At 65.0% G+C, this 18,555-nt stretch carries 18 protein-coding genes; 7 read left to right on the top strand and 11 right to left on the bottom strand.

The annotated features are described in order from the left end of the window. Positions 1 to 77 precede the first annotated feature (77 nt). From XH93_RS04875 to coxB, 6 genes are all read right to left on the bottom strand, one after another. A complete protein-coding gene (locus tag XH93_RS04875; protein WP_194472652.1) occupies positions 78 to 974 on the bottom strand; it encodes a cytochrome c oxidase subunit 3 in 897 nt (298 codons plus the stop codon). A gap of 105 nt (positions 975 to 1,079) precedes the next feature. Further along, positions 1,080 to 1,721: a cytochrome c oxidase assembly protein gene (locus XH93_RS04870; protein WP_194472651.1), complete on the bottom strand. Its 642-nt coding sequence runs from the start codon at positions 1,719 to 1,721 to the stop codon at positions 1,080 to 1,082. A gap of 5 nt (positions 1,722 to 1,726) precedes the next feature. Further along, the gene (locus XH93_RS04865; RefSeq protein WP_172627177.1) at positions 1,727 to 1,891 is read right to left on the bottom strand and encodes a CoxF protein; all 165 of its coding nucleotides are present in this window, start codon (positions 1,889 to 1,891) and stop codon (positions 1,727 to 1,729) included. Positions 1,892 to 1,920: 29 nt separating this feature from the next. After that, the gene (locus tag XH93_RS04860) at positions 1,921 to 2,859 is read right to left on the bottom strand and encodes a heme o synthase (protein WP_194472650.1); all 939 of its coding nucleotides are present in this window, start codon (positions 2,857 to 2,859) and stop codon (positions 1,921 to 1,923) included. A gap of 62 nt (positions 2,860 to 2,921) precedes the next feature. Continuing rightward, complete coding sequence (gene ctaD / locus XH93_RS04855; RefSeq protein WP_139861989.1) at positions 2,922 to 4,550, bottom strand: cytochrome c oxidase subunit I; 1,629 nt, start codon at positions 4,548 to 4,550, stop codon at positions 2,922 to 2,924. Between the two features lie 77 nt (positions 4,551 to 4,627). Then, complete coding sequence (gene coxB, locus XH93_RS04850) at positions 4,628 to 5,467, bottom strand: cytochrome c oxidase subunit II (RefSeq protein WP_194472649.1); 840 nt, start codon at positions 5,465 to 5,467, stop codon at positions 4,628 to 4,630. Between the two features lie 479 nt (positions 5,468 to 5,946). On the opposite strand from coxB, the gene XH93_RS04845 reads away from it, so the two are divergent. The 5 genes from XH93_RS04845 (at position 5,947) to XH93_RS04825 (ending at position 10,255) form a co-directional block, all read left to right on the top strand. Beyond that, on the top strand, positions 5,947 to 6,480 hold the full coding sequence (locus XH93_RS04845; protein ID WP_194472648.1) for an invasion associated locus B family protein: 534 nt from the start codon (positions 5,947 to 5,949) through the stop codon (positions 6,478 to 6,480). A gap of 538 nt (positions 6,481 to 7,018) precedes the next feature. Further along, positions 7,019 to 8,443 carry a metalloprotease TldD gene (tldD, locus tag XH93_RS04840; RefSeq protein WP_194472647.1) on the top strand — a complete coding sequence of 475 codons (1,425 nt, stop codon included), beginning with the start codon at positions 7,019 to 7,021 and terminating at the stop codon, positions 8,441 to 8,443. After that, a complete protein-coding gene (lepB, locus tag XH93_RS04835) occupies positions 8,443 to 9,219 on the top strand; it encodes a signal peptidase I (protein WP_139486848.1) in 777 nt (258 codons plus the stop codon). The genes tldD and lepB overlap by 1 nt, the downstream gene beginning before the upstream one ends. 114 nt (positions 9,220 to 9,333) lie before the next feature. Continuing rightward, positions 9,334 to 9,675, top strand: coding sequence for an MmcQ/YjbR family DNA-binding protein (locus XH93_RS04830; RefSeq protein ID WP_194472646.1), 342 nt, complete (start codon positions 9,334 to 9,336; stop codon positions 9,673 to 9,675). A gap of 13 nt (positions 9,676 to 9,688) precedes the next feature. After that, positions 9,689 to 10,255, top strand: a complete 567-nt coding sequence (locus tag XH93_RS04825) for a nucleotidyltransferase family protein (protein WP_194472645.1) — start codon at positions 9,689 to 9,691, stop codon at positions 10,253 to 10,255. Positions 10,256 to 10,501: 246 nt separating this feature from the next. Here XH93_RS04825 and XH93_RS04820 read toward each other — a convergent pair whose 3' ends face one another. The 3 genes from XH93_RS04820 to XH93_RS04810 form a co-directional block, all read right to left on the bottom strand. Continuing rightward, the gene (locus XH93_RS04820) at positions 10,502 to 11,056 is read right to left on the bottom strand and encodes a PAN domain-containing protein (RefSeq protein ID WP_194472644.1); all 555 of its coding nucleotides are present in this window, start codon (positions 11,054 to 11,056) and stop codon (positions 10,502 to 10,504) included. Positions 11,057 to 11,210: 154 nt separating this feature from the next. Continuing rightward, positions 11,211 to 12,581, bottom strand: coding sequence for a glutamate--cysteine ligase (locus tag XH93_RS04815; protein WP_139486844.1), 1,371 nt, complete (start codon positions 12,579 to 12,581; stop codon positions 11,211 to 11,213). A 93-nt stretch (positions 12,582 to 12,674) separates the two neighbouring features. Next, positions 12,675 to 13,211 carry a MarR family winged helix-turn-helix transcriptional regulator gene (locus XH93_RS04810; RefSeq protein WP_194472643.1) on the bottom strand — a complete coding sequence of 179 codons (537 nt, stop codon included), beginning with the start codon at positions 13,209 to 13,211 and terminating at the stop codon, positions 12,675 to 12,677. A gap of 131 nt (positions 13,212 to 13,342) precedes the next feature. Between XH93_RS04810 and gstA the strand changes: the two genes are divergently transcribed. Further along, positions 13,343 to 13,960, top strand: coding sequence for a glutathione transferase GstA (gene gstA, locus XH93_RS04805; RefSeq protein ID WP_139486842.1), 618 nt, complete (start codon positions 13,343 to 13,345; stop codon positions 13,958 to 13,960). Between the two features lie 149 nt (positions 13,961 to 14,109). Further along, on the top strand, positions 14,110 to 14,508 hold the full coding sequence (locus tag XH93_RS41990; RefSeq protein WP_246799485.1) for a hypothetical protein: 399 nt from the start codon (positions 14,110 to 14,112) through the stop codon (positions 14,506 to 14,508). A gap of 526 nt (positions 14,509 to 15,034) precedes the next feature. On the opposite strand, the gene XH93_RS04795 is transcribed toward XH93_RS41990, so the two are convergent. Both XH93_RS04795 and XH93_RS04790 read right to left on the bottom strand, forming a co-directional pair. After that, entirely contained in the window at positions 15,035 to 17,260 is a 2,226-nt protein-coding gene (locus tag XH93_RS04795) for an FAD-dependent oxidoreductase (RefSeq protein ID WP_194472642.1), read from the bottom strand. Between the two features lie 19 nt (positions 17,261 to 17,279). Further along, positions 17,280 to 18,488 carry an acetyl-CoA C-acetyltransferase gene (locus XH93_RS04790; RefSeq protein ID WP_194472641.1) on the bottom strand — a complete coding sequence of 403 codons (1,209 nt, stop codon included), beginning with the start codon at positions 18,486 to 18,488 and terminating at the stop codon, positions 17,280 to 17,282. Positions 18,489 to 18,555 lie beyond the last annotated feature (67 nt).

The following is an 18,555-nucleotide window of genomic DNA, read 5'->3' as shown; positions in this document are numbered from 1 at the left end:
CACTTTTCCGGATCATGCTCTCGAAAGCAAAAGGGCGGCCGTTGCGGCCGCCCCTCTTTAGCACATCAGGGAAGCGGTTAGTGCGCGGCGTGCGCAATGGTCTCGGCGCCGCGGCCCCAGACGTAGATGCAGATGAACAGGAACAGCCAGACCACGTCGACGAAGTGCCAGTACCAGGCGGCGAATTCGAAGCCGAGATGCTGCTTCGGCGTGAAATGGCCGGCATAGGCGCGGAACAGGCAGACCAGCAGGAAGATGGTGCCGACCAGCACGTGGAAGCCGTGGAACCCGGTGGCCATGAAGAAGGTCGCGCCATAGACGTTGCCGCCGAACGAGAACGCCGCATGGGCGTACTCATAGGCCTGCACGCAGGTGAAGCAGGCCCCTAAGATCACGGTCAGGATCAGGCCCTGCTTGAGGCCCTGGCGGTCGTTCTCCAGCAGCGCGTGGTGCGCCCAGGTGACGGTGGTGCCCGAGGTCAGCAGCAGCAGGGTGTTGAGCAGCGGCAGGTGCCAGGGATCGAAGGTCTCGATGCCCTTCGGCGGCCAGGTGCCGGGCACGCTGCAGGCGCCCATCGCCGTGCCGGCGCCGCAGCCGAACACGGCGTCGCGGGTGGCGTGAACGGCGTCGGCCGGGAACAGCGCCGCGTTGAAGAAGGCCCAGAACCAGGCGACGAAGAACATCACTTCGGAGGCGATGAACAGGATCATGCCGTAGCGGTGGCTGATCTGCACCACGCGGGTGTGGTCGCCCTTGTACTGGGCTTCCCTGATCACATCGCCCCACCAGCTCGCCATGGTGTAGAGCACGCCGACGGTGCCGATGCCGAACACGATCGGCGCCGCCGAGTACATGTGATGCATCCAGCCGACCGCGCCGACCGCCATGATGAAGGCCGAGATCGAGCCGACCACCGGCCACGGGCTCGGGTCGACGAGATGATAGTCGTGATGCTTGACTTGCGCCTCAGCCATTGCCGTCTCTCCATTCGCGTGCCGCAAAGCACGTCTTACATCTCATCGTTTCATCTCTCGACCATGACCCCGCAACCGCCCCGCGCTTGCCGGATCATGGGCGCATCACAAACTGCCCTTGCGCTGATCCGCCTCGCCCGACGCCACGGGCTTCGGCGCCGCGTCGCGCACGGGGAAGAAGGTGTAGGACAGGGTGATCGTCTTCAGCGTGTCGTTCTCGCTGTCCTTGGCCAGTTCAGGATCGACATAGAACACCACGGCCATCTCGCGCTTCTCGCCCGGCGCCATGGTCTGCTCGGTGAAGCAGAAGCAGTTGATCTTCTGGAAGTAGGCGCCGACCGTCAGCGGCGCGACGTTGTAGGACGCCTGTCCGGTGGTGGTGCGCGCCGACTGGTTGGTCACCGTGTAATAGACCGTGACGACCTGGCCGATCTTGACGTCGATATTGTTCTGCTCGGGCTCGAACTTCCAGGGCAGGCCCGGCGCGACGTTGGAATCGAAGCTGACCGTAATGGTGCGCGCGAGCGGCGCATCCGACGGCGTCGAGGTCGCGACCTGGGTGGTGCCGTTGAAGCCGGTGGTGCGGCAGAACCAGTTGTAGAACGGCACGGCGGCATAGGAGGCGCCGACCATCAGCACCACGACGAAGCCGCAGATCGACGCCACCACGGCGTCGCGCGTCAGCGTGCGGCGCGTCACCTTGGGCGCCTCGGCTCGCAGCTCTTGCGTGGGGGGCAGGTTCGCCATCTCGCTCACAGCGGCCGCACCAGCACGGCCGGCCCCTTGACGATGGTGACCGCGAAGAACAGCACGACGAGAACGCCGAGCGCGAGCGCAATGGCAATCGAGCGCTGGCGGCGGCTCTTCAGCTGCGCCTCGGTGAGGACGATTCCTTCTGGCTCGCGATTGTCGTCCATCGATATCCCTTGCGCCCCCATCTTCGCCCCTACCCGGTGATGACAGGCACGATCGCGCGGATCACGACCTCGGCGAGGAGGACGGCGAACAGCGCGAACAGATAAAGGATCGAGAACGCGAACAGCCGGCGCGTGGCGCGGTTGGCCGCCGTGCCCTCGCGGCGGCGGTAGACGTCGATGGCGAGCCACAGCATGCCGGCGCCTGCTATCAGCGAGGTCACGCCATAGATGGCGTCGAAATAGCCGAGCGGCCACGGCGCCAGCGCGATCGCAACCAGCACGATGGTGTAGAGCAGGATCTGCAGCCGGGTGGCGTCGGGGCCGGCGACCACCGGCAGCATCGGAATGCCGGCGCGCGCATAATCGTCGCTGCGGAACAGCGCCAGCGCCCAGAAGTGCGGCGGGGTCCAGAAGAAGATGATCAAGAACAAGAGGATCGGCTCTGTGGACAGCGAGCCGGTCGCCGCGGCCCACGCCACCACCGGCGGAAGCGCGCCGGCGGCACCGCCGATCACGATGTTCTGCGCGGTCCAGCGCTTCAGCCACATCGTGTAGATCACGGCATAGAAGAAGATGGTGAAGGCCAGCAGCGCGCCGGCCACCCAGTTGACCAGAATGCCGAGCGTCATCACCGAGAAGAAGGCGAGCGTGATGCCGAACGCGGCGGCTTCCGCCTGGGTGATGCGGCCGCGCGGGATCGGCCGGTTGGCGGTGCGCGTCATCAGCGCGTCGACGTCGCCCTCATAGGCCATGTTGAGCGCGCCGGACGCGCCGGCGCCGACCGCGATGCAGAGGATCGCGGTGAACGCCAGCACCGGATGCACATGCACCGGCGCGATCATCAGCCCGACCAGTGCGGTGAAGATCACCAGCGACATCACGCGCGGCTTGAGCAGCGCGATGTAGTCGCCCACTTCGGCCTCGGAAATCCGCGGCAACTCGACGGCGTTGTGATCGACAACCGACAAGATCTGGTCTCTTTTCTCTCAAAAAGCGCGGCGCATTTTGAGTGCGCCGCGCGGTCTTTGACTTACTGCACGCGCGGCAGCACTTCGAATTGGTGGAACGGCGGCGGCGACGGCAACGTCCATTCCAGCGTGGTCGCACCCGCACCCCACGGATTGGCCGCGGCCTGCTGCTTGCGCACGAAGGCATCGATCACGCCGTAGATGAAGATCAGGACGCCGATGCCGGAGATGTAGGAGCCCCACGACGAGATCAGGTTCCAGCCGGCGAACGCATCCGGATAGTCGACATAACGGCGCGGCATGCCCGACAGGCCGAGGAAATGCTGCGGGAAGAACACCAGGTTGACGCCGACGAAGGTGAACCAGAAGTGCGCCTTGGCGATGGTCTCCGAGTACATGTAGCCGAACATCTTCGGGAACCAGTAGTACCAGCCGGCGAAGATGCCGAACACGGCGCCGAGCGACAGCACGTAGTGGAAGTGCGCCACCACGTAGTAGGTGTCCTGCAGCACGCGGTCGACGCCGGCATTGGCCAGCACGACGCCGGTGACGCCGCCGACGGTGAACAGGAAGATGAAGCCGATCGCCCAAATCATCGGCGCCTTGAACTCGATCGAGCCGCCCCACATCGTGGCGATCCAGGAGAAGATCTTCACGCCGGTCGGCACCGCAATCACCATGGTGGCGGCGACGAAATAGGCCTGCGTCGCCGACGACATGCCGACGGTGTACATGTGGTGCGCCCACACCACGAAGCCGATACCGCCGATCGCGACCATGGCGTAGGCCATGCCGAGATAGCCGAACACCGGCTTGCGCGCGAAGGTCGACACGATCTGGCTGATCATGCCGAACGCCGGCAGGATCAGGATGTACACTTCGGGGTGGCCGAAGAACCAGAACAGATGCTGGAACAGCACCGGGTCGCCACCGCCGTCGGCGGCGAAGAAGGTGGTGCCGAAATTGCGGTCGGTCAGCAGCATGGTGATGGCGCCGGCGAGCACCGGCAGCGACAGCAGCAGCAGGAACACCGTCACCAGGATCGACCAGACGAACAGCGGCATCTTGTGCAGGGTCATGCCCGGCGCGCGCATGTTGAAGATCGTGGTGATGAAGTTAATGGCGCCAAGGATCGACGACGCACCGGCGAGATGCAGCGACAGGATCGCGAAATCGACCGCCGGCCCCGGATGGCCCGAGGTCGACAGCGGCGCGTAGATGGTCCAGCCCGCACCGACGCCGTTGGCGCCCGGCTCACCCTCGACGAAGGTGGACATCAGGAGCAGCGCGAACGAGGCCGGCAGCAGCCAGAACGAGATGTTGTTCATGCGCGGGAACGCCATGTCGGGCGCGCCGATCATCAGCGGCACCATCCAGTTGCCGAACCCGCCGATCATCGCCGGCATCACCATGAAGAAGATCATGATCAGGCCGTGCGAGGTCACGAACACATTGTAAGTGTGCGTCTCGTGGAAGATCTGGACGCCCGGATACATCAGCTCGGCGCGGATCGCGATCGACATCGCGGCGCCGATGATGCCCGCGATCACCGCGAACACCAGGTACATCGTGCCGATGTCCTTGTGGTTCGTGGAGTAGAGATAGCGCCGCCATCCGGTCGGATGATGGGCGTGATCATCATGTCCATGATCTTGGGCGTGATCGCCGTGAGTCGCAGCACCAGTAGCCATGTTCCAAATCCTGCCTTGCAGTCCCTCTCGGGCCTTGCGGTCCCGTCGCCCTTATTCTTCGCGCGTAAGCCTGCTGCTTACTGCGCCGCCTGACCAGCCGAGGCGTAGGAGTTCGCCGGGTTGGTCGCAAACTTCTTCTTCGCCCCTTCAACCCAGGTCGCGAATTCCTGGTCGCTGACGACCCTGACCGCGATCGGCATGAAGGCATGGTCCTTGCCGCACAGTTCCGAGCACTGGCCGTAGAACATGCCGGTCTTGGTGGCCTTGAACCAGGTCTCGTTGAGGCGGCCCGGCACCGAGTCGATCTTGATGCCGAACGCCGGCACCGCGAAGGAGTGGATCACGTCGGCGCCGGTGGTCTGCACCCGCACCACCTTGTTGACCGGCACAACCATCTCGTTGTCGACGCCGAGCAGACGCGGCGCCTTGTCCTTGTCGAGCAGCGAGTCGAACTCGAACTTGCCGTTGTCCGGATAGCCGTAGGACCAGTACCACTGCTTGCCGGTCACCTTCACCGTCAGGTCCGGCTTCGGCACGTCGAGCTCGAGGAACAAGAGGCGGAACGACGGCACCGCGATGCCGACCAGGATCAGCACCGGAATCAGCGTCCAGGCCACCTCGATCAGCGTGTTGTGAGTAGTCCGGGAGGGGACCGGGTTGGCCTTGGCGTTGAACTTCACCACCACAATCACGAGCAGCGCCAGCACGAACAGCGTGATGACGGTGATCAGCACCAGCAGGAAATTGTGAAACCAGATGATGTTTTCCATCACCGGGGTCGCGGCTTCCTGCAGCGTGTGCTCCCACGGCGCCGGCTGACCCATTTCGGCAGATGCTGGTCCTGCGGCGACAAACGCCATGCCCGCCACCGCCAACCCCAGCAATTGTCGGCCCATCCGGCCAATCGACATCTTCATGCCGCTCGCGCTCCCTAGATAATTCCCCAAAGCACTTCCGGCATTTGGCCGGAAATGCAGCACGATCCGCCCTGACAAATGGCCTACCGGACGTACCCGTCGTCAAGTCAAGGTGGGTACGGGAGCCAGATCGCTAGAACGCGTCGAAATCCAGCCTCTCAAACCATAATTCGCAGGCGCTCGCAATGCAGTAGTGGGACCGAAAGCCATGCGCGTGCGGCTAACCTGCAGCGGCGGATTTTTCCCGCAAAATCAAGCGAAAGTCGCCGGACAAATTGTCCACCTGCTTGACAGGGGAATTACCAGATGTACCCACAGACGAGGCGGCCCGCAGGAACCTGATTCGCGGTGGGACGCCTCAATCCGGCGCGGGAATAGCTGAAGATTCGCCTTCAAGGCGCCGTCATTGGGTATCAGTCGACTGTTGCGTGCTACCGGCGGCCGGAACGGCCGGACCCAACATCAGAGGATCGACCCGGATGGGCGTTTCAGACGTTCAGGCAAGACGAAAGGCGCTGGCCGGCTGGCTCGGCGGCCTGCTGGCGGTGGCGTTCGCGCTCGGTCTGACCCAGGCCGCAAACGCGCAGGGCGCGGTGCGCTCGGTCCATGGCGACTGGCAGATCCGCTGCGACACCCCGCCGGGCGCCCAGGCAGAACAATGCGCGCTGATCCAGAGCGTGGTAGCGGAAGACCGCTCCAATGCCGGCCTCACCGTGATCGTGCTGAAAACCGCCGACCAGAAGAGCCGCCTGATGCGCGTGGTCGCCCCCCTCGGCGTCCTGCTCCCCTCCGGCCTCGGCCTCAAGCTCGACAACCAGGACGTCGGCCGCGCCGGTTTTGTCAGATGCCTGCCCAACGGCTGCGTGGCCGAGGTCGTGATGGACGACAAGCTGCTCGGCCAGCTCAAGAACGCCAAGACCGCGACCTTCATCATCTTCGAGACGCCGGAAGAAGGCATCGGCTTCCCGCTCAGCCTGAACGGGCTCAGCGAGGGGTATGACAAATTGCCCTAGAGCATGATCCGGAAAAGTGCGAAGCGGTTTTCCGAAAAGATCATGCTCAAACAAGGAGCTAAAGCGCGATGGTGCTTCAACCTGATCCCATCGCGCTTTAGGGCCTACCGGGTCCGTTCTGTTGGCGCAGCCCGAATCTGTCTTCCCCTTCCCCCGCAAGGGCAGGGCTATCGCATAGGCTATCGGCCATGCCCATAGCGCGTCATGCCCGCGCTTCGGGCGAGTGGCGTCTGCCAGATTTCGGAATAGTGGAATAATATCCCTGAGTTGCCCGACGTGTCAAGGGCCTCGTCACACAGTCGCCGTGTCGAACGCCGTTAGCCGCCGGCTACTTTGCATGGGGTTGTTTTTCGGCATTTTGGTGCGCCGCTCTCGCGCACCCGTATCGAGGGTCCGTGGAAGCTTTCCGAATGTTCATCCCGGATCGGAACTATTTCGACACTATCCATGGTCTCGGCAACGTGTGCAGCGGCCTCTCGCGGAACGGGCGCCAAACCACTATCTTGGATCGAATCTCCCCGACAACGGACGATCGCTGATGACCAATCCTGCCACGACCTCCCTGCTCGACCGCGCCAAACTCGACCGCGATGCTGTCCGCCGCGAGGTGGCGCGCGGGCTTGGCGGCGCGGATGACGGCGAACTGTTTCTGGAGTTCGGGCAGACCGAGGCGCTGGTGTTCGACAATGGAAGGCTGAAGCAGGCGACCTACGACACCTCACAGGGTTTTGGCCTGCGCGCAGTCAAGGACGATGCGGTCGGCTATGCGCATTCCTCCGATGTTTCGATCCCGGCGCTGATCCGCGCGGCCGATGCGGTCGCGGCGGTGCGCGGCGGTTACGCGGGAACGTTCGCGGCGGCGCCGGCGCACACCAACGTAAAGCTTTATGGCGACGAGAACCCGCTCGACGGCCCGGCCTTCGAGGCCAAGGTGAAATTGCTCGGCGAGATCGACGCCTATGTCCGCGACAAGGATCCGCGGGTGCGGCAGGTCTCCGCCAGCCTGACCGCGACCTGGCAGGTGGTCGAGATCGTGCGGCCCGACGGCGAGAGCTATCGCGACATCCGCCCGCTGGTGCGCGTCAACATCTCCGTGGTCGCCGGCCAGGGCGACCGGCAAGAGAGCGGCAGCAAGGGCTATGGCGGCCGCGAGGGCTATGCGCGCTTCATCGAGACCAAGGCCTGGCGCGATGCCGCCGACGGCGCGCTGCGCGAGGCGCTGGTCAATCTCGAGTCAGTGCCGGCCCCCGCCGGCGAGATGGACGTGGTGCTCGGCGCCGGCTGGCCCGGCGTGATGCTGCATGAGGCGGTCGGCCACGGGCTCGAGGGCGACTTCAACCGCAAGCAGACCTCGGCGTTTGCAGGATTGATGGGCCAGCAGGTCGCCGCCAAGGGCGTCACCGTGGTCGACGACGGCACCATGGCCTCGCGCCGCGGTTCACTTTCGATCGACGACGAAGGCACGCCGACCAACCGCACCGTGCTGATCGAGGACGGCATCCTGGTCGGCTACATGCAGGACCGCCAGAATGCGCGGCTGATGGGCATGAAGCCGACCGGCAACGGACGGCGGCAGAGCTACGCGCATGTGCCGATGCCGCGCATGACCAACACCTACATGCTTTCAGGCGACCGCGACCCGGCCGAGATCATCGCCTCGGTGAAGAACGGCATGTATGCCGCGAATTTCGGCGGCGGCCAGGTCGACATCACCTCAGGCAAATACGTGTTCCAGTGCACCGAGGCCTACAAGATCGAGAACGGCAAGCTCGGCGCACCCCTGAAGGGCGCCATGCTGATCGGCAACGGGCCGACCGATCTCCACAGGATCACCATGATCGGCAACGATCTTGCGCTCGACACGGGAATCGGCACCTGCGGCAAGAACGGCCAGGGCGTGCCGGTCGGCGTCGGCCAGCCGACGCTGCGGATGGAACGGATTACGGTAGGAGGAACAGGCTAGTGAGCAGCGGAAACGAGGTGGCGGCGGCGAAGCCGAAGCAGTCGACCTGGCGCGGACAGGCGGCGCAACTGGTCGCGATCGTGGCCGTCGTGTTCCTCGCCAAGGGCGCGATCGCCGAGCCGTTCTACGTGCCGTCGGGCTCGATGGAGCCCACCCTCCTGATCGGCGACGCATTGGTCGCCTCGAAATATCCCTATGGCTACGGCGCTGCCTCGCTGCCGATCCAGATCACGCTGCCGGAAACCGGCCGGGTGTTCGGCGAGACGCCGAAGCGCGGCGACGTGGTCGTGTTCCGCTGGCCGGGCGACCGTTCTCAAGCGTGGGTGAAGCGTGTGGTCGGGCTGCCCGGCGACCGCATCCAGATGCGGCAGGGCCAACTCTTCATCAACGATCATCCGGCGGCGCTGAAGCCCGATGGCACCGGCTTTGCCGAGGACGATCGCGGCGGCGGCGAGGAAGCCTACCGCTATGTCGAGACGCTGCCGAACGGCGTCAGCCACGCCATTTTCAAGATCCGCGACAACGGCCGGCTCGACAACACCGCCGAGGTGACGGTGCCGCCGGGCGAACTGTTCGTGCTCGGCGACAACCGCGACAATTCCGCCGACAGCCGCGTGCCGGTGCGCGACGGCGGCGTCGGGCTGCTGCCGATCGACAATCTGATCGGCCGCGCCGATGCGGTGGTCGGCTCCTGGGACCTCGGCATCCGCAGCCAGCCGGTCTACACATGGCTCTCGGGCTTCCGCCTCGCCCGGTTCTTCACCTCGGTGCATTGAACGAGCTGCCGTAGCCCGGATGAGCGAAGCGACATCCGGGATATCGCTCTCACCGCGGATAGGCTGCCCCCGGATATCGCTGCGCTCATCCGGGCTACGTTCTCGTGGGGCACTGTGACCTTCGACGACATCCGAACTCTTGCGCTGACGTGGCCGGAGGTCGAGGACGGCACCTCCTACGGCACGCCGGCGCTGAAAGTGCGCAAGAAGCTGCTGGTGCGGCTAAGGGAGGACGGCGACAGCCTGGTGATGCCGGGCGTGCCGCCGGACGAACGCGACATGCTGGTCGAGCGCCAGCCGAGCGTGTTCTATTTCACCGATCACTATCGCGACTATCCGACCGTGCTGATCCGCCTGTCGAAAGCGAAGCGCGCCATCGTCGAGCCGCTGCTGCGGCGGCACTGGCGCACGCTGGCATCGAAGAAGGCGGTGAAGGAGTATGACGCGACGGCGTAGCCACGGTTCATCGATGAACTCCGACCAATTCCTTGACGCCGCGCTTCGCAACCCGGCCAACCGCATCATCATCGACGAGCTGCACCGCCTTGCGCTCCCCGACGCGTGGCTGGTCTCCGGCTGCCTCGTGCAGACCGTCTGGAACGTGCTGACGAACCGTCCGGTCGATCACGGCATCAGCGACTACGACGTATTCTACTTCGATCCCGATCCCTCATGGGAAGCCGAGGACGCCGTGATCCGCGCATTGCGGGCACGCCTCGGCCATCTCGGCGCAGAGATCGAGGCGCGCAACCAGGCCCGCGTCCATCTTTGGTATCCCGAGAAGCACGGCCTGCCCTACCCGCCGCTGTCGCGATCGACCGACGGCATCGACCGCTTCCTCACCGAGAACACGCGGATCGGCATTCGCCGCAGCAGCGATGGCTACGAGATCTACGCGCCGAACGGTTTTGACGATGTCGCCGCCATGATCGTGCGGCCGAACCGCACCGCGAATTTCTCCGCAGCGAATTATGCCAAGAAGGCCGCGCGCTGGAAGACGCTGTGGCCGGAGATCACGGTGCTCGCGGCGGAATAGGCGATTCTTCTCCTTCCCCTTGAAAGGGGGAAGGTCGGGATGGGGGTCGGCCGCGGGCACCGCTGCATGTGGAGAGAGTTGATCCCCACCCGCTTTGCTCTCGCGAGCAAAGCGACCTCCCTTTTCAAGGGGAGCTTGATGCAGTTGTGCGCATGGAGAGCGAAGCGAAATCCGGGGCCGCTCTTGCCGCGAATAAACCGCCCCGAAATGCGCTACGCTGCATCCGGGCTACTGATTCTTCGCGCGTCAGCGCACCACGCCCGACGTGAACCCCGCCTTGCGGCGCGGCGGCTTGATGTCTTTCTTCAGGAAGCAATGCGCGTCGCGGCCGGCGTAGCCGGGGCGGGCATAGGTCCAGGCGCGGCACTTGTTGTCGGCGGTGCAGGCGGCCTGGCAGGCCCCGTCGCCGTCGGCGGCCTTCAATTCGAAATTCTTGTAGTCGCCGCCGAAGCGGTCGATCGAGGTCTCGATCGGGCCGGAGCGCGGCTCGACCACGCCGGCGCCGCGCACGCCGGAGACGCAGCAGGAATCCGGCACGCGGGCCGGCACCGTGCTCTTGAGCCAGCACACCGCGCCCGCAGCGACGTCGGTCGGATAGTTGAAGCTCCAGGCACGGCAGCGGCGGTCGCGCTCGCAGGCAAGCGCGCAATCGGCGGGATCGCCCGTGCTCACCGGCGAATTCATGTAGTCGCCGCCGGGCCGGTCGAAACTCGACTGCGCCAATGCCGGACGCGCGACGAGCAGCGCCGCAAAAATTGCGAACGTCGCCACACACGCCCTGAAGAGGCGGCCTATCTCCATGAGTTTGCTTTCAAATTCGCGCAGCCCCGCGCATTTCGCGGGGCGTCATTTGAACGCCATGAACCTGTACGGCGGATGAACGGCGCGTGACCGGCGATGCGACATCGCCGCCGCAAGCCGCGTGTTTCAGGTCATTTGCTGAGGCCGGTTGGAGCTAGAACGCGTATTCCTGATACGCCGGTTCCACCGAGCCCTTCCAGGCTCCGTTGTACTTGTCCAGCATCTCCTCGGCCGGCGAGCGGCCGGCTTCGATGATGCGCTCCAGCGGCTCGAGGAAGCGGCTCTCGTCGCGGCCGAGATGGTCGATGCGGCCACGCCGGCGCAAACCGGCATGCGACAGGATCAGGCACTCCTTGGCGATCTCGAACAGATAGCGGTCCTTGATCCGCGACTTGAAGCCGAAACGCGGCACGTCGTCGCGCAACGCCTGGCGCTCCGGCGCGGTCCAGTGCCGGACGATGTCCCAGGCGGCATCGAGACTGTCATTGTCGTAGAGCAGGCCGACCCAGAACGCCGGCAGCGCCGGCAGCCGGCCCCACGGCACGCCGTCGGCGCCGCGCATCTCCAGATACCGCTTCAGTCGCACCTCGGGGAAGATTGTCGACAGATGATTGGCCCAGTCCGACAGCGTCGGGCGCTCGCCGGGGAACGTCTTGTTCTTGCCGGCAAAGAAATCGCGGAACGAGGAGCCCGAGACGTCGATATAGTCGTCGCCGCGCTTGACGAAATACATCGGAACGTCGAGCGCGTAGTCGACATAACGCTCAAAGGACATGCCGTCCTCGAACGCGAACGGCAGCATGCCGGAGCGCGCATTGTCGGTGTCGCGCCAGATCTCGGAGCGGAACGACAGAAAACCGTTCGGCTTGCCTTCGGTGAACGGCGAGTTGGCGAACAGCGCGGTCGCGACCGGCTGCAGCGCCAGCGACACCCGCAGCTTCTTGACCATGTCGGCTTCGGAGGAGAAGTCGAGATTGGTCTGCACCGTGCAGGTCCGGAACATCATGTCGAGGCCGTATTTGCCGACCTTCGGCATGTAGTTGCGCATGATCTTGTAGCGGCCCTTCGGCATCACTGGGATCTGCGCCCGCGACCAGGACGGCGTCATGCCGAGGCCGAGGAAGCCGATGCCGAGCGGTGTTGCGATCTCGCGCACCTGCGCGAGGTGGGCCATCAACTCGGCCTGGGTCTGGTGCACGGTCTCGACCGGCGCGCCCGACAATTCGAACTGGCCGCCCGGCTCGAGCGAGATCGCGCCGCCGCCGGTGACGTCGTAGAGGCCGATGATGTTGCCGCGCTCCATGATCGGCTCCCAGCCGAGCAGGAGCTTCATGCCCTCGAGCAGCGCGCCGATCCCCTTTGCGCCGGCGTAAGGCACCGGCTGATGGCCGTCGAGCGTGAACGGGGTCTTCTCGTGCTCGGTGCCGATCCGGAATTCGGACTCGGGCTTCACGCCGGCTTCAAGCCACGCCACGAGTTCGTCGCGCGACTCAAGCGGCGTCATGTCGATCTGGTCACGCGCCATACGAAATCCAACTCAAGGGCGCTTCGATCGAAGGCGCGCGGTGGCAAGGGTATCCGCGGGCCCCGTGGCGCGCGGATGATGGGGTCAGGACGATCATCGGGCAGGCACACTGTCTCGCGCAGGCGCGGCCTTGGTCTCGTTCTTGCTGTCGGCCTTTGCGTCGGCCTTTGCATCGGCCTTGGCGTCGCTGCAGGAGCAGCCGAGGCGGTCGAGCAGGCCGCAGAGTCTCGCGGCCTCGGCATCGGACAGTTTGGAGCCGACATGCTTGTCGATCGCGGCCGAATAGGCGCTCCACATCCGCTTCTGCAAGTCGCGCCCGGCCTCGGTGATCTCGACGAACTGGCCGCGCTTGTCGATCTTGCATTCGCGGCGGGCGGCGAGCCCCTCGTCGACCAGCTTGTCGATCAGCCGCGAGGTCGAATATTGCGGGATCAGCATCTGCCGCTCGAGCTCGACCGGGCGCAGCTCGCCGGACGGGGCGCGCGACAGCTCGAGCAGGGCATCGTACCAGGCGAGCGGCGGATAGCCGGCCTTCTTCAGATCCTGCTCGACACAGTCAAGCACCCGGCTCGGCACCCGCATCAGGCGGATCCAGGCGGCCGTCGCCTCGGTCGATAGCTTGCGTTTCATGGTCTAGCCCATAAGGTCCCGGAACCCAGTGTACCGCACTGAATGCATCTGCATCAATCTTGACTATTTCATGCAGGTGCATGTAGGCAATCCCTCTCCGGCTGCCAAGAACAAGGGAAGGAATACCCCCCATGAAGCTCTATTACTCCCCCGGTGCCTGCTCCCTCTCCCCCCACATCGCGCTGCTCGAAGCCGGCCTGCCCTATGAGCTGGTCAAGGTCGACCTGCGCGCCAAGAAGCTCGAAAGCGGCGACGATTTCTGGCAAGTGAACCCCAAGGGCCAGGTGCCCGCGCTGGCGCTCGATTCCGGCGAGATGGTCACCGAGGGGCCGATCATCATCCAGATGATCGCCGACAAGGTTTCCGACAAGAAGCTGGCGCCGGCCCGCGACTCCAACGAGCGCTACAAGCTGCTCGAATGGCTGAACTACATCACCACCGAGCTGCACAAGAATCTCGGCCCGATGTTCTCGCCGGTGCTCGCCGACGACGCCAAGGCGTTCTTCAGGGACCGCGCCATGGGCAAGTTCAAATATGTCGAGAGCCAACTCGCCGGCCGCGACTATCTGATGGGCAGCCAGTTCACCGTCGCCGATGGCTACCTCTTCACCATGATCATGTGGGCAGCCGACCGGCTCGGCTTCGATCTCTCGGCGCTGCCCAATGTCACCGCCTACAAGGCGCGCGTCGCGGCGCGCCCGAAGGTGCAGGAAGCGCTGAAGAAGGAAGGCCTGCTCAAGGCGGCGTGAGCTCGCGATCGCAATGAAAGCGAAAGAGCCGGATCGCCGATCCGGCTCTTTTTTGTGCACGCTGATTCTCTTCCTCAGGCAGGCGCGCCGGAACCAAATAATTTGATCCGTATTGTAGTGATTAACAATGAGTCGGCGTTGTTCGCGCGTTGGGCGTTGCCGTTCTTGTTCACGCGATCCAACTGACCCACTATGACCTGCGGCGTGCCCTCCGCTCCAACTGGTCTAAAAATGTGACGATCGCCATTACCCTGTTGTTCGCGAGTGTGCTCGCCGGTCTGGCCACCGGCTTATACTTGCGCGTCTGGGCGCTGTTGCTGGTGTCGCCGGCGGTCGCGCTGCTGGCCGCGATCGTGCTGCAGTCCAACGGCTTCGGGGTTGCGCTCGTGGTCGGCAGCCTCGTGGCCTGTCAGCTCGCCTATCTCGCCGGGATGTCTTTCGCTCCGCGGGCCGACAGCTCAATGGCGGAAGAAATCGACGGCGCCCCAGGCGGCCAGCGCCAGCAGCAGATCCGCGGCAAGAAGGAGCAGCGCCAGGCCCGCCCATGAGGGCCCCTTGCGGCGCAGCCGAAGCAGCCACCCACGACCCGACGGCAGGCGCAGCAAGCCAACCGGCGCGCTTTTCGCCGCGGTGTCGGCGGCGTCTTTTTGGAACACCAGGGAACTCATGACGGAACACCTTTGGCGCTGAACGTGGTCGCGGACGGCTATCGATTCAGCAGCAAGAGTGGTGCCAGTACGGAGCAAGCGTGGTGCTCGCGGGGAGCTAGCGTGGCGGTAGTTTGACCGGCGTGACGGCGCGGCGGCGATGACGAGATTTGATCCGACCACGTGGCCCGGATGGAGCGCAGCGCAATCCGGGGCAGGCGCATCGGCAGAAAACGCCCCGGATTTCGCTGCGCTCCATCCGGGCTACAAGGCTTCTCCTTCCCCCTGAAAGGGGGAAGGTCGGGATGGGGGTCGGCCACACGCACCGTCGCTCGTGGAGAGAGTTGATCCCCACCCGCTTTGCTCTGCGAGCAAAGCGACCTCCCCTTTTCAAGGGGAGGTTAGGACGCCGCTTCGGCGACGAGAACTACTCCGCGGCCTGCGCTGCCGGCTTCTTCGGCGGGAAGCGGCCGTAGAAGGTTTCGCCCTTGGCGGCCATCTCTTCGAGCAGTTTCGGCGGCGTGAAGCGCGAGCCGTATTTCTTCTCGAAGCTGTGGCACAGCGCGACAAAATTCTTCGTGCCCATGAAGTCGATATAGGACAGCGCGCCGCCGGTGAACGGCGCGAAGCCGAAGCCGAGGATCGAGCCGACATCGGCCTCGCGCACGTCGGTGATGACGTGGTCCTCGACCGTACGCGCGGCCTCCACCGCCTGCGCCACCAGGAAGCGCTGCTTCAATTCCTCGACGCTCAGCGTGTCGGGATCGAGCTGCTTCGGCTGCAGGCTGGCGAGCCCCGGCCACAGGCTCTTCTGGCCCTTGCCCTTTTCCGGATAGTCGTAAAAGCCCTTGCCGTTCTTGCGGCCGAAGCGGCCCTGCTTCTCGACCATCTCGACCATCAGCTTCTTCTGCGCCTGGTCGACCGCATTGGGACCGAGATCGGCCTCGGTCGCCTTGGTGATCTTCAGCCCGAGATCGAGCGCGACCTCGTCCTGCAGCGACAGCGGGCCGACCGGCATGCCGGCCATCTTGGCGGTGTTCTCGATCATCGCCGGCGGCACGCCTTCGAGCAGCATCTCGTTGCCCTCGGCGATGTAGCGCATCACGCAGCGGTTGGCGAAGAAGCCGCGGGAGTCGTTCACCACGATCGGCGTCTTGCCGATGGCGCGCACATAGTCCAGCGCGGTCGCCAGCGCGACGTCTCCGGTGTTCTTGCCGAGGATGATCTCGACCAGCATCATCTTCTCGACCGGCGAGAAGAAGTGGATGCCGATGAACTTCCCCTGGTCCTTGAATTCTTCCGCGAGCGAGTTGATCGGCAAGGTCGAGGTGTTGGAGGCGAAGATCGCGCCGGACTTGAGCAGCGGCTGCGCCTTGGCATACGTGTCGGCCTTGACCTTGCGGTCCTCGAACACGGCCTCGATGACGAGGTCGCAGTCGCTGATCGCGTTGTAGTCGGCCGTCGCCGTAATGCGCGCGAGAATGGCGTCGCCCGCCTCCTGCTTCATGCGGCCCTTGGCGAGTTGGCCGTCGACCACGCTCTTGGCGTGACCCTTGCCCTTGTCGGCGCTCTCCTGGTCGCGATCGACAAGCACGACGTCGATGCCGGCCTGCGCCGAGACGTAACCGACGCTGGCGCCCATGAAGCCGGCGCCGATCACGGCGAGCTTCTTCACCTTGGTCGGCGGCACGCCGGCCGGGCGGCGCGCGCCCTTGTTGAGCTCCTGCATCGACAGGAACAGCGAGCGGATCATCGCCGCCGCCTCCTTCGAGCGCAGCACACTCGTGAAGTAACGCGACTCGACGCGCAGCGCGGCGTCGATCGGCAACTGCAGGCCTTCATAGACGCAGCTCATGATGGCGCGCGCGGCCGGATAGTTGTCGAACGTCTCGCGGCGGTAGATCGCGTTGCCGGCCGGGAACATCTGCATGCCCATCTTGGAGAAGACGGGACCGCCGGGCAGCTTGAAGCCCTTCTCGTCCCACGGCGCGACGGCCTTGCCGCCGCCCTTGATCCAGTCCTTCGCCGCCTTGATCAGATCGGCGGCGGGAACGATGGCGTGGATCAGATTGAGCGCCTTGGCGCGGTCGAGCTTGACCGCCTCGCCCTTGAGCAGCAGCGTCATCGCATCCTGCGGCGGCACGAGACGCGGCACGCGCTGGGTGCCGCCGGCGCCGGGGAACAGGCCGACCTTGATCTCGGGCAGGCCGAGCCGGGTCTTCGGATTGTCGGCGGCGACGCGATAGTGACAGGCCAGCGTGACCTCGAAGCCGCCGCCGAGCGCGAGGCCGTTGATCGCGGCGACCCACGGCTTGCCGGAGGTCTCGATCGCGCGGAACGCCAGCGACATGCTGCGGCTCTGCTCGAACAGCATCTGGTTGGCGGCTTCCTCGCCCTTCTCCTTCAGGAGCTTGGCATAGGCGTGGTTCATGCCCTCGAGCATCGAGAGGTCGGCGCCGGCGCAGAACGCCTCCTTGGCCGAAGTGATGACCACACCCTTGATCGCGGCATCGCCCGTGGTCTGCTTGATGATCTCGCCGAGCTCCTGGTTGGAGAGCTCGTCGAACACGTTCATCGAGCGGCCCGGGATGTCCCAGGTGACCAGCGCAATACCGTCGGCGTCGGTCTCGAACTTGAAATTCTTGTAAGCCATGTTGTTCGCTCCCCTCGCCTTACACGCGCTCGATGATGGTCGCGGTGCCCATGCCGCCGCCGATGCACAGCGTCACCAGCGCGGTCTGCTTGTTGGTGCGCTCGAGCTCGTCGAGCACGGTGCCGAGGATCATCGCGCCGGTGGCGCCGAGCGGATGGCCGAGCGCGATCGCGCCGCCATTGACGTTGATCTTGGCATTGTCGATGTCGAAGGCCTGGATGTAGCGCAGCACCACCGAGGCGAAGGCCTCGTTCAGCTCGAACAGGTCGATGTCCGACTTCTTCATGCCGGAGCGCTCGAACAGCTTTTCGGTGACGTCGACCGGGCCGGTCAGCATCATCGCCGGCTCCGAGCCGATATTGGCGAACGCCCGGATTTTTGCCCGCGGCTTCAGGCCGTGCTTGGCACCCGCCTCCTTGCTGCCGAGCAGCACCGCGCCGGCGCCGTCGACGATGCCGGAGGAGTTGCCGGCGTGATGCACGTAATTGACCTTCTCGACCTCGGGATGCGACTGGGTCGCCACCGCGTCGAAGCCGGCCATCGCCGCCATCGCGGCGAACGACGGCTGCAGCTGCGCCAGCGACTGCATTGTCGTGGTCGGGCGCATGTGCTCGTCCTTGGCGAGGATGGTCAGGCCGTTGATGTCCTTGACCGGAACCACCGAATTCTTGAAGCGGCCTTCGTCCCAGGCCTTGCCGGCGCGCTGCTGGCTCTGCACCGCGTACGCATCGACGTCATCGCGCGAGAAACCGTATTTGGTCGCAATCAGGTCAGCCGAGATGCCCTGTGGCATGAAATAGGCCGGCACCGCCATCGACGGATCCATCGGCCAGGCGCCGCCGGAGGCGCCGATGCCGACGCGGCTCATCGATTCGGCGCCGCCGCCGATCACGAGCTCATGCTGGCCGCTCATGATCTGGGCCGCGGCAAAGTTCACGGCATCGAGGCCGGAGGCGCAGAAGCGGCTGATCTGCACACCCGGCACTTTCTCGCCGAGACCCGCCTTGAGCGCCGCGAAGCGGGCGATGTCGCTGCCGGCCTCGCCGACCGGATCGACCACGCCGAGCACGACGTCATCGACGGAGTCCTCCGGCAGGTTGTTGCGCTCCTTCAGCGCCTTGAGCGGCACCGTGGCGAGCGCCAGCGCGGTCACTTCATGGAGCGCGCCATCGGCCTTGCCGCGGCCGCGCGGGGTACGAACGTGATCGTAGATATATGCCTCAGGCATGACGCCCTCCGTGATATGAGGATCATAATATATAGCCGAAGGAAGCCGTCGCCGCAGCGGGTGCGGC

The sequence above is a fragment of the Bradyrhizobium sp. CCBAU 51753 genome (assembly GCF_015291565.1).
Taxonomy (GTDB): Bacteria; Pseudomonadota; Alphaproteobacteria; order Rhizobiales; family Xanthobacteraceae; genus Bradyrhizobium; species Bradyrhizobium ivorense.
This window is presented reverse-complemented; position numbering and strand designations above follow the sequence as displayed.

Bases quoted from the DNA above. Each gene is read 5' to 3' on its own strand.
- XH93_RS04875 (WP_194472652.1), bottom strand. From the start codon at position 974: ATGGCTGAGGCGCAAGTCAAGCATCACGACTATCATCTCGTCGACCCG.
- XH93_RS04870 (WP_194472651.1), bottom strand. From the start codon at position 1,721: ATGGCGAACCTGCCCCCCACGCAAGAGCTGCGAGCCGAGGCGCCCAAG.
- XH93_RS04865 (WP_172627177.1), bottom strand. From the start codon at position 1,891: ATGGACGACAATCGCGAGCCAGAAGGAATCGTCCTCACCGAGGCGCAG.
- ctaD (WP_139861989.1), bottom strand. From the start codon at position 4,550: ATGGCTACTGGTGCTGCGACTCACGGCGATCACGCCCAAGATCATGGA.
- coxB (WP_194472649.1), bottom strand. From the start codon at position 5,467: ATGAAGATGTCGATTGGCCGGATGGGCCGACAATTGCTGGGGTTGGCG.
- XH93_RS04845 (WP_194472648.1), top strand. From the start codon at position 5,947: ATGGGCGTTTCAGACGTTCAGGCAAGACGAAAGGCGCTGGCCGGCTGG.
- tldD (WP_194472647.1), top strand. From the start codon at position 7,019: ATGACCAATCCTGCCACGACCTCCCTGCTCGACCGCGCCAAACTCGAC.
- XH93_RS04825 (WP_194472645.1), top strand. From the start codon at position 9,689: ATGAACTCCGACCAATTCCTTGACGCCGCGCTTCGCAACCCGGCCAAC.
- XH93_RS04820 (WP_194472644.1), bottom strand. From the start codon at position 11,056: ATGGAGATAGGCCGCCTCTTCAGGGCGTGTGTGGCGACGTTCGCAATT.
- XH93_RS04815 (WP_139486844.1), bottom strand. From the start codon at position 12,581: ATGGCGCGTGACCAGATCGACATGACGCCGCTTGAGTCGCGCGACGAA.
- XH93_RS04810 (WP_194472643.1), bottom strand. From the start codon at position 13,211: ATGAAACGCAAGCTATCGACCGAGGCGACGGCCGCCTGGATCCGCCTG.
- gstA (WP_139486842.1), top strand. From the start codon at position 13,343: ATGAAGCTCTATTACTCCCCCGGTGCCTGCTCCCTCTCCCCCCACATC.
- XH93_RS04795 (WP_194472642.1), bottom strand. From the start codon at position 17,260: ATGGCTTACAAGAATTTCAAGTTCGAGACCGACGCCGACGGTATTGCG.
- XH93_RS04790 (WP_194472641.1), bottom strand. From the start codon at position 18,488: ATGCCTGAGGCATATATCTACGATCACGTTCGTACCCCGCGCGGCCGC.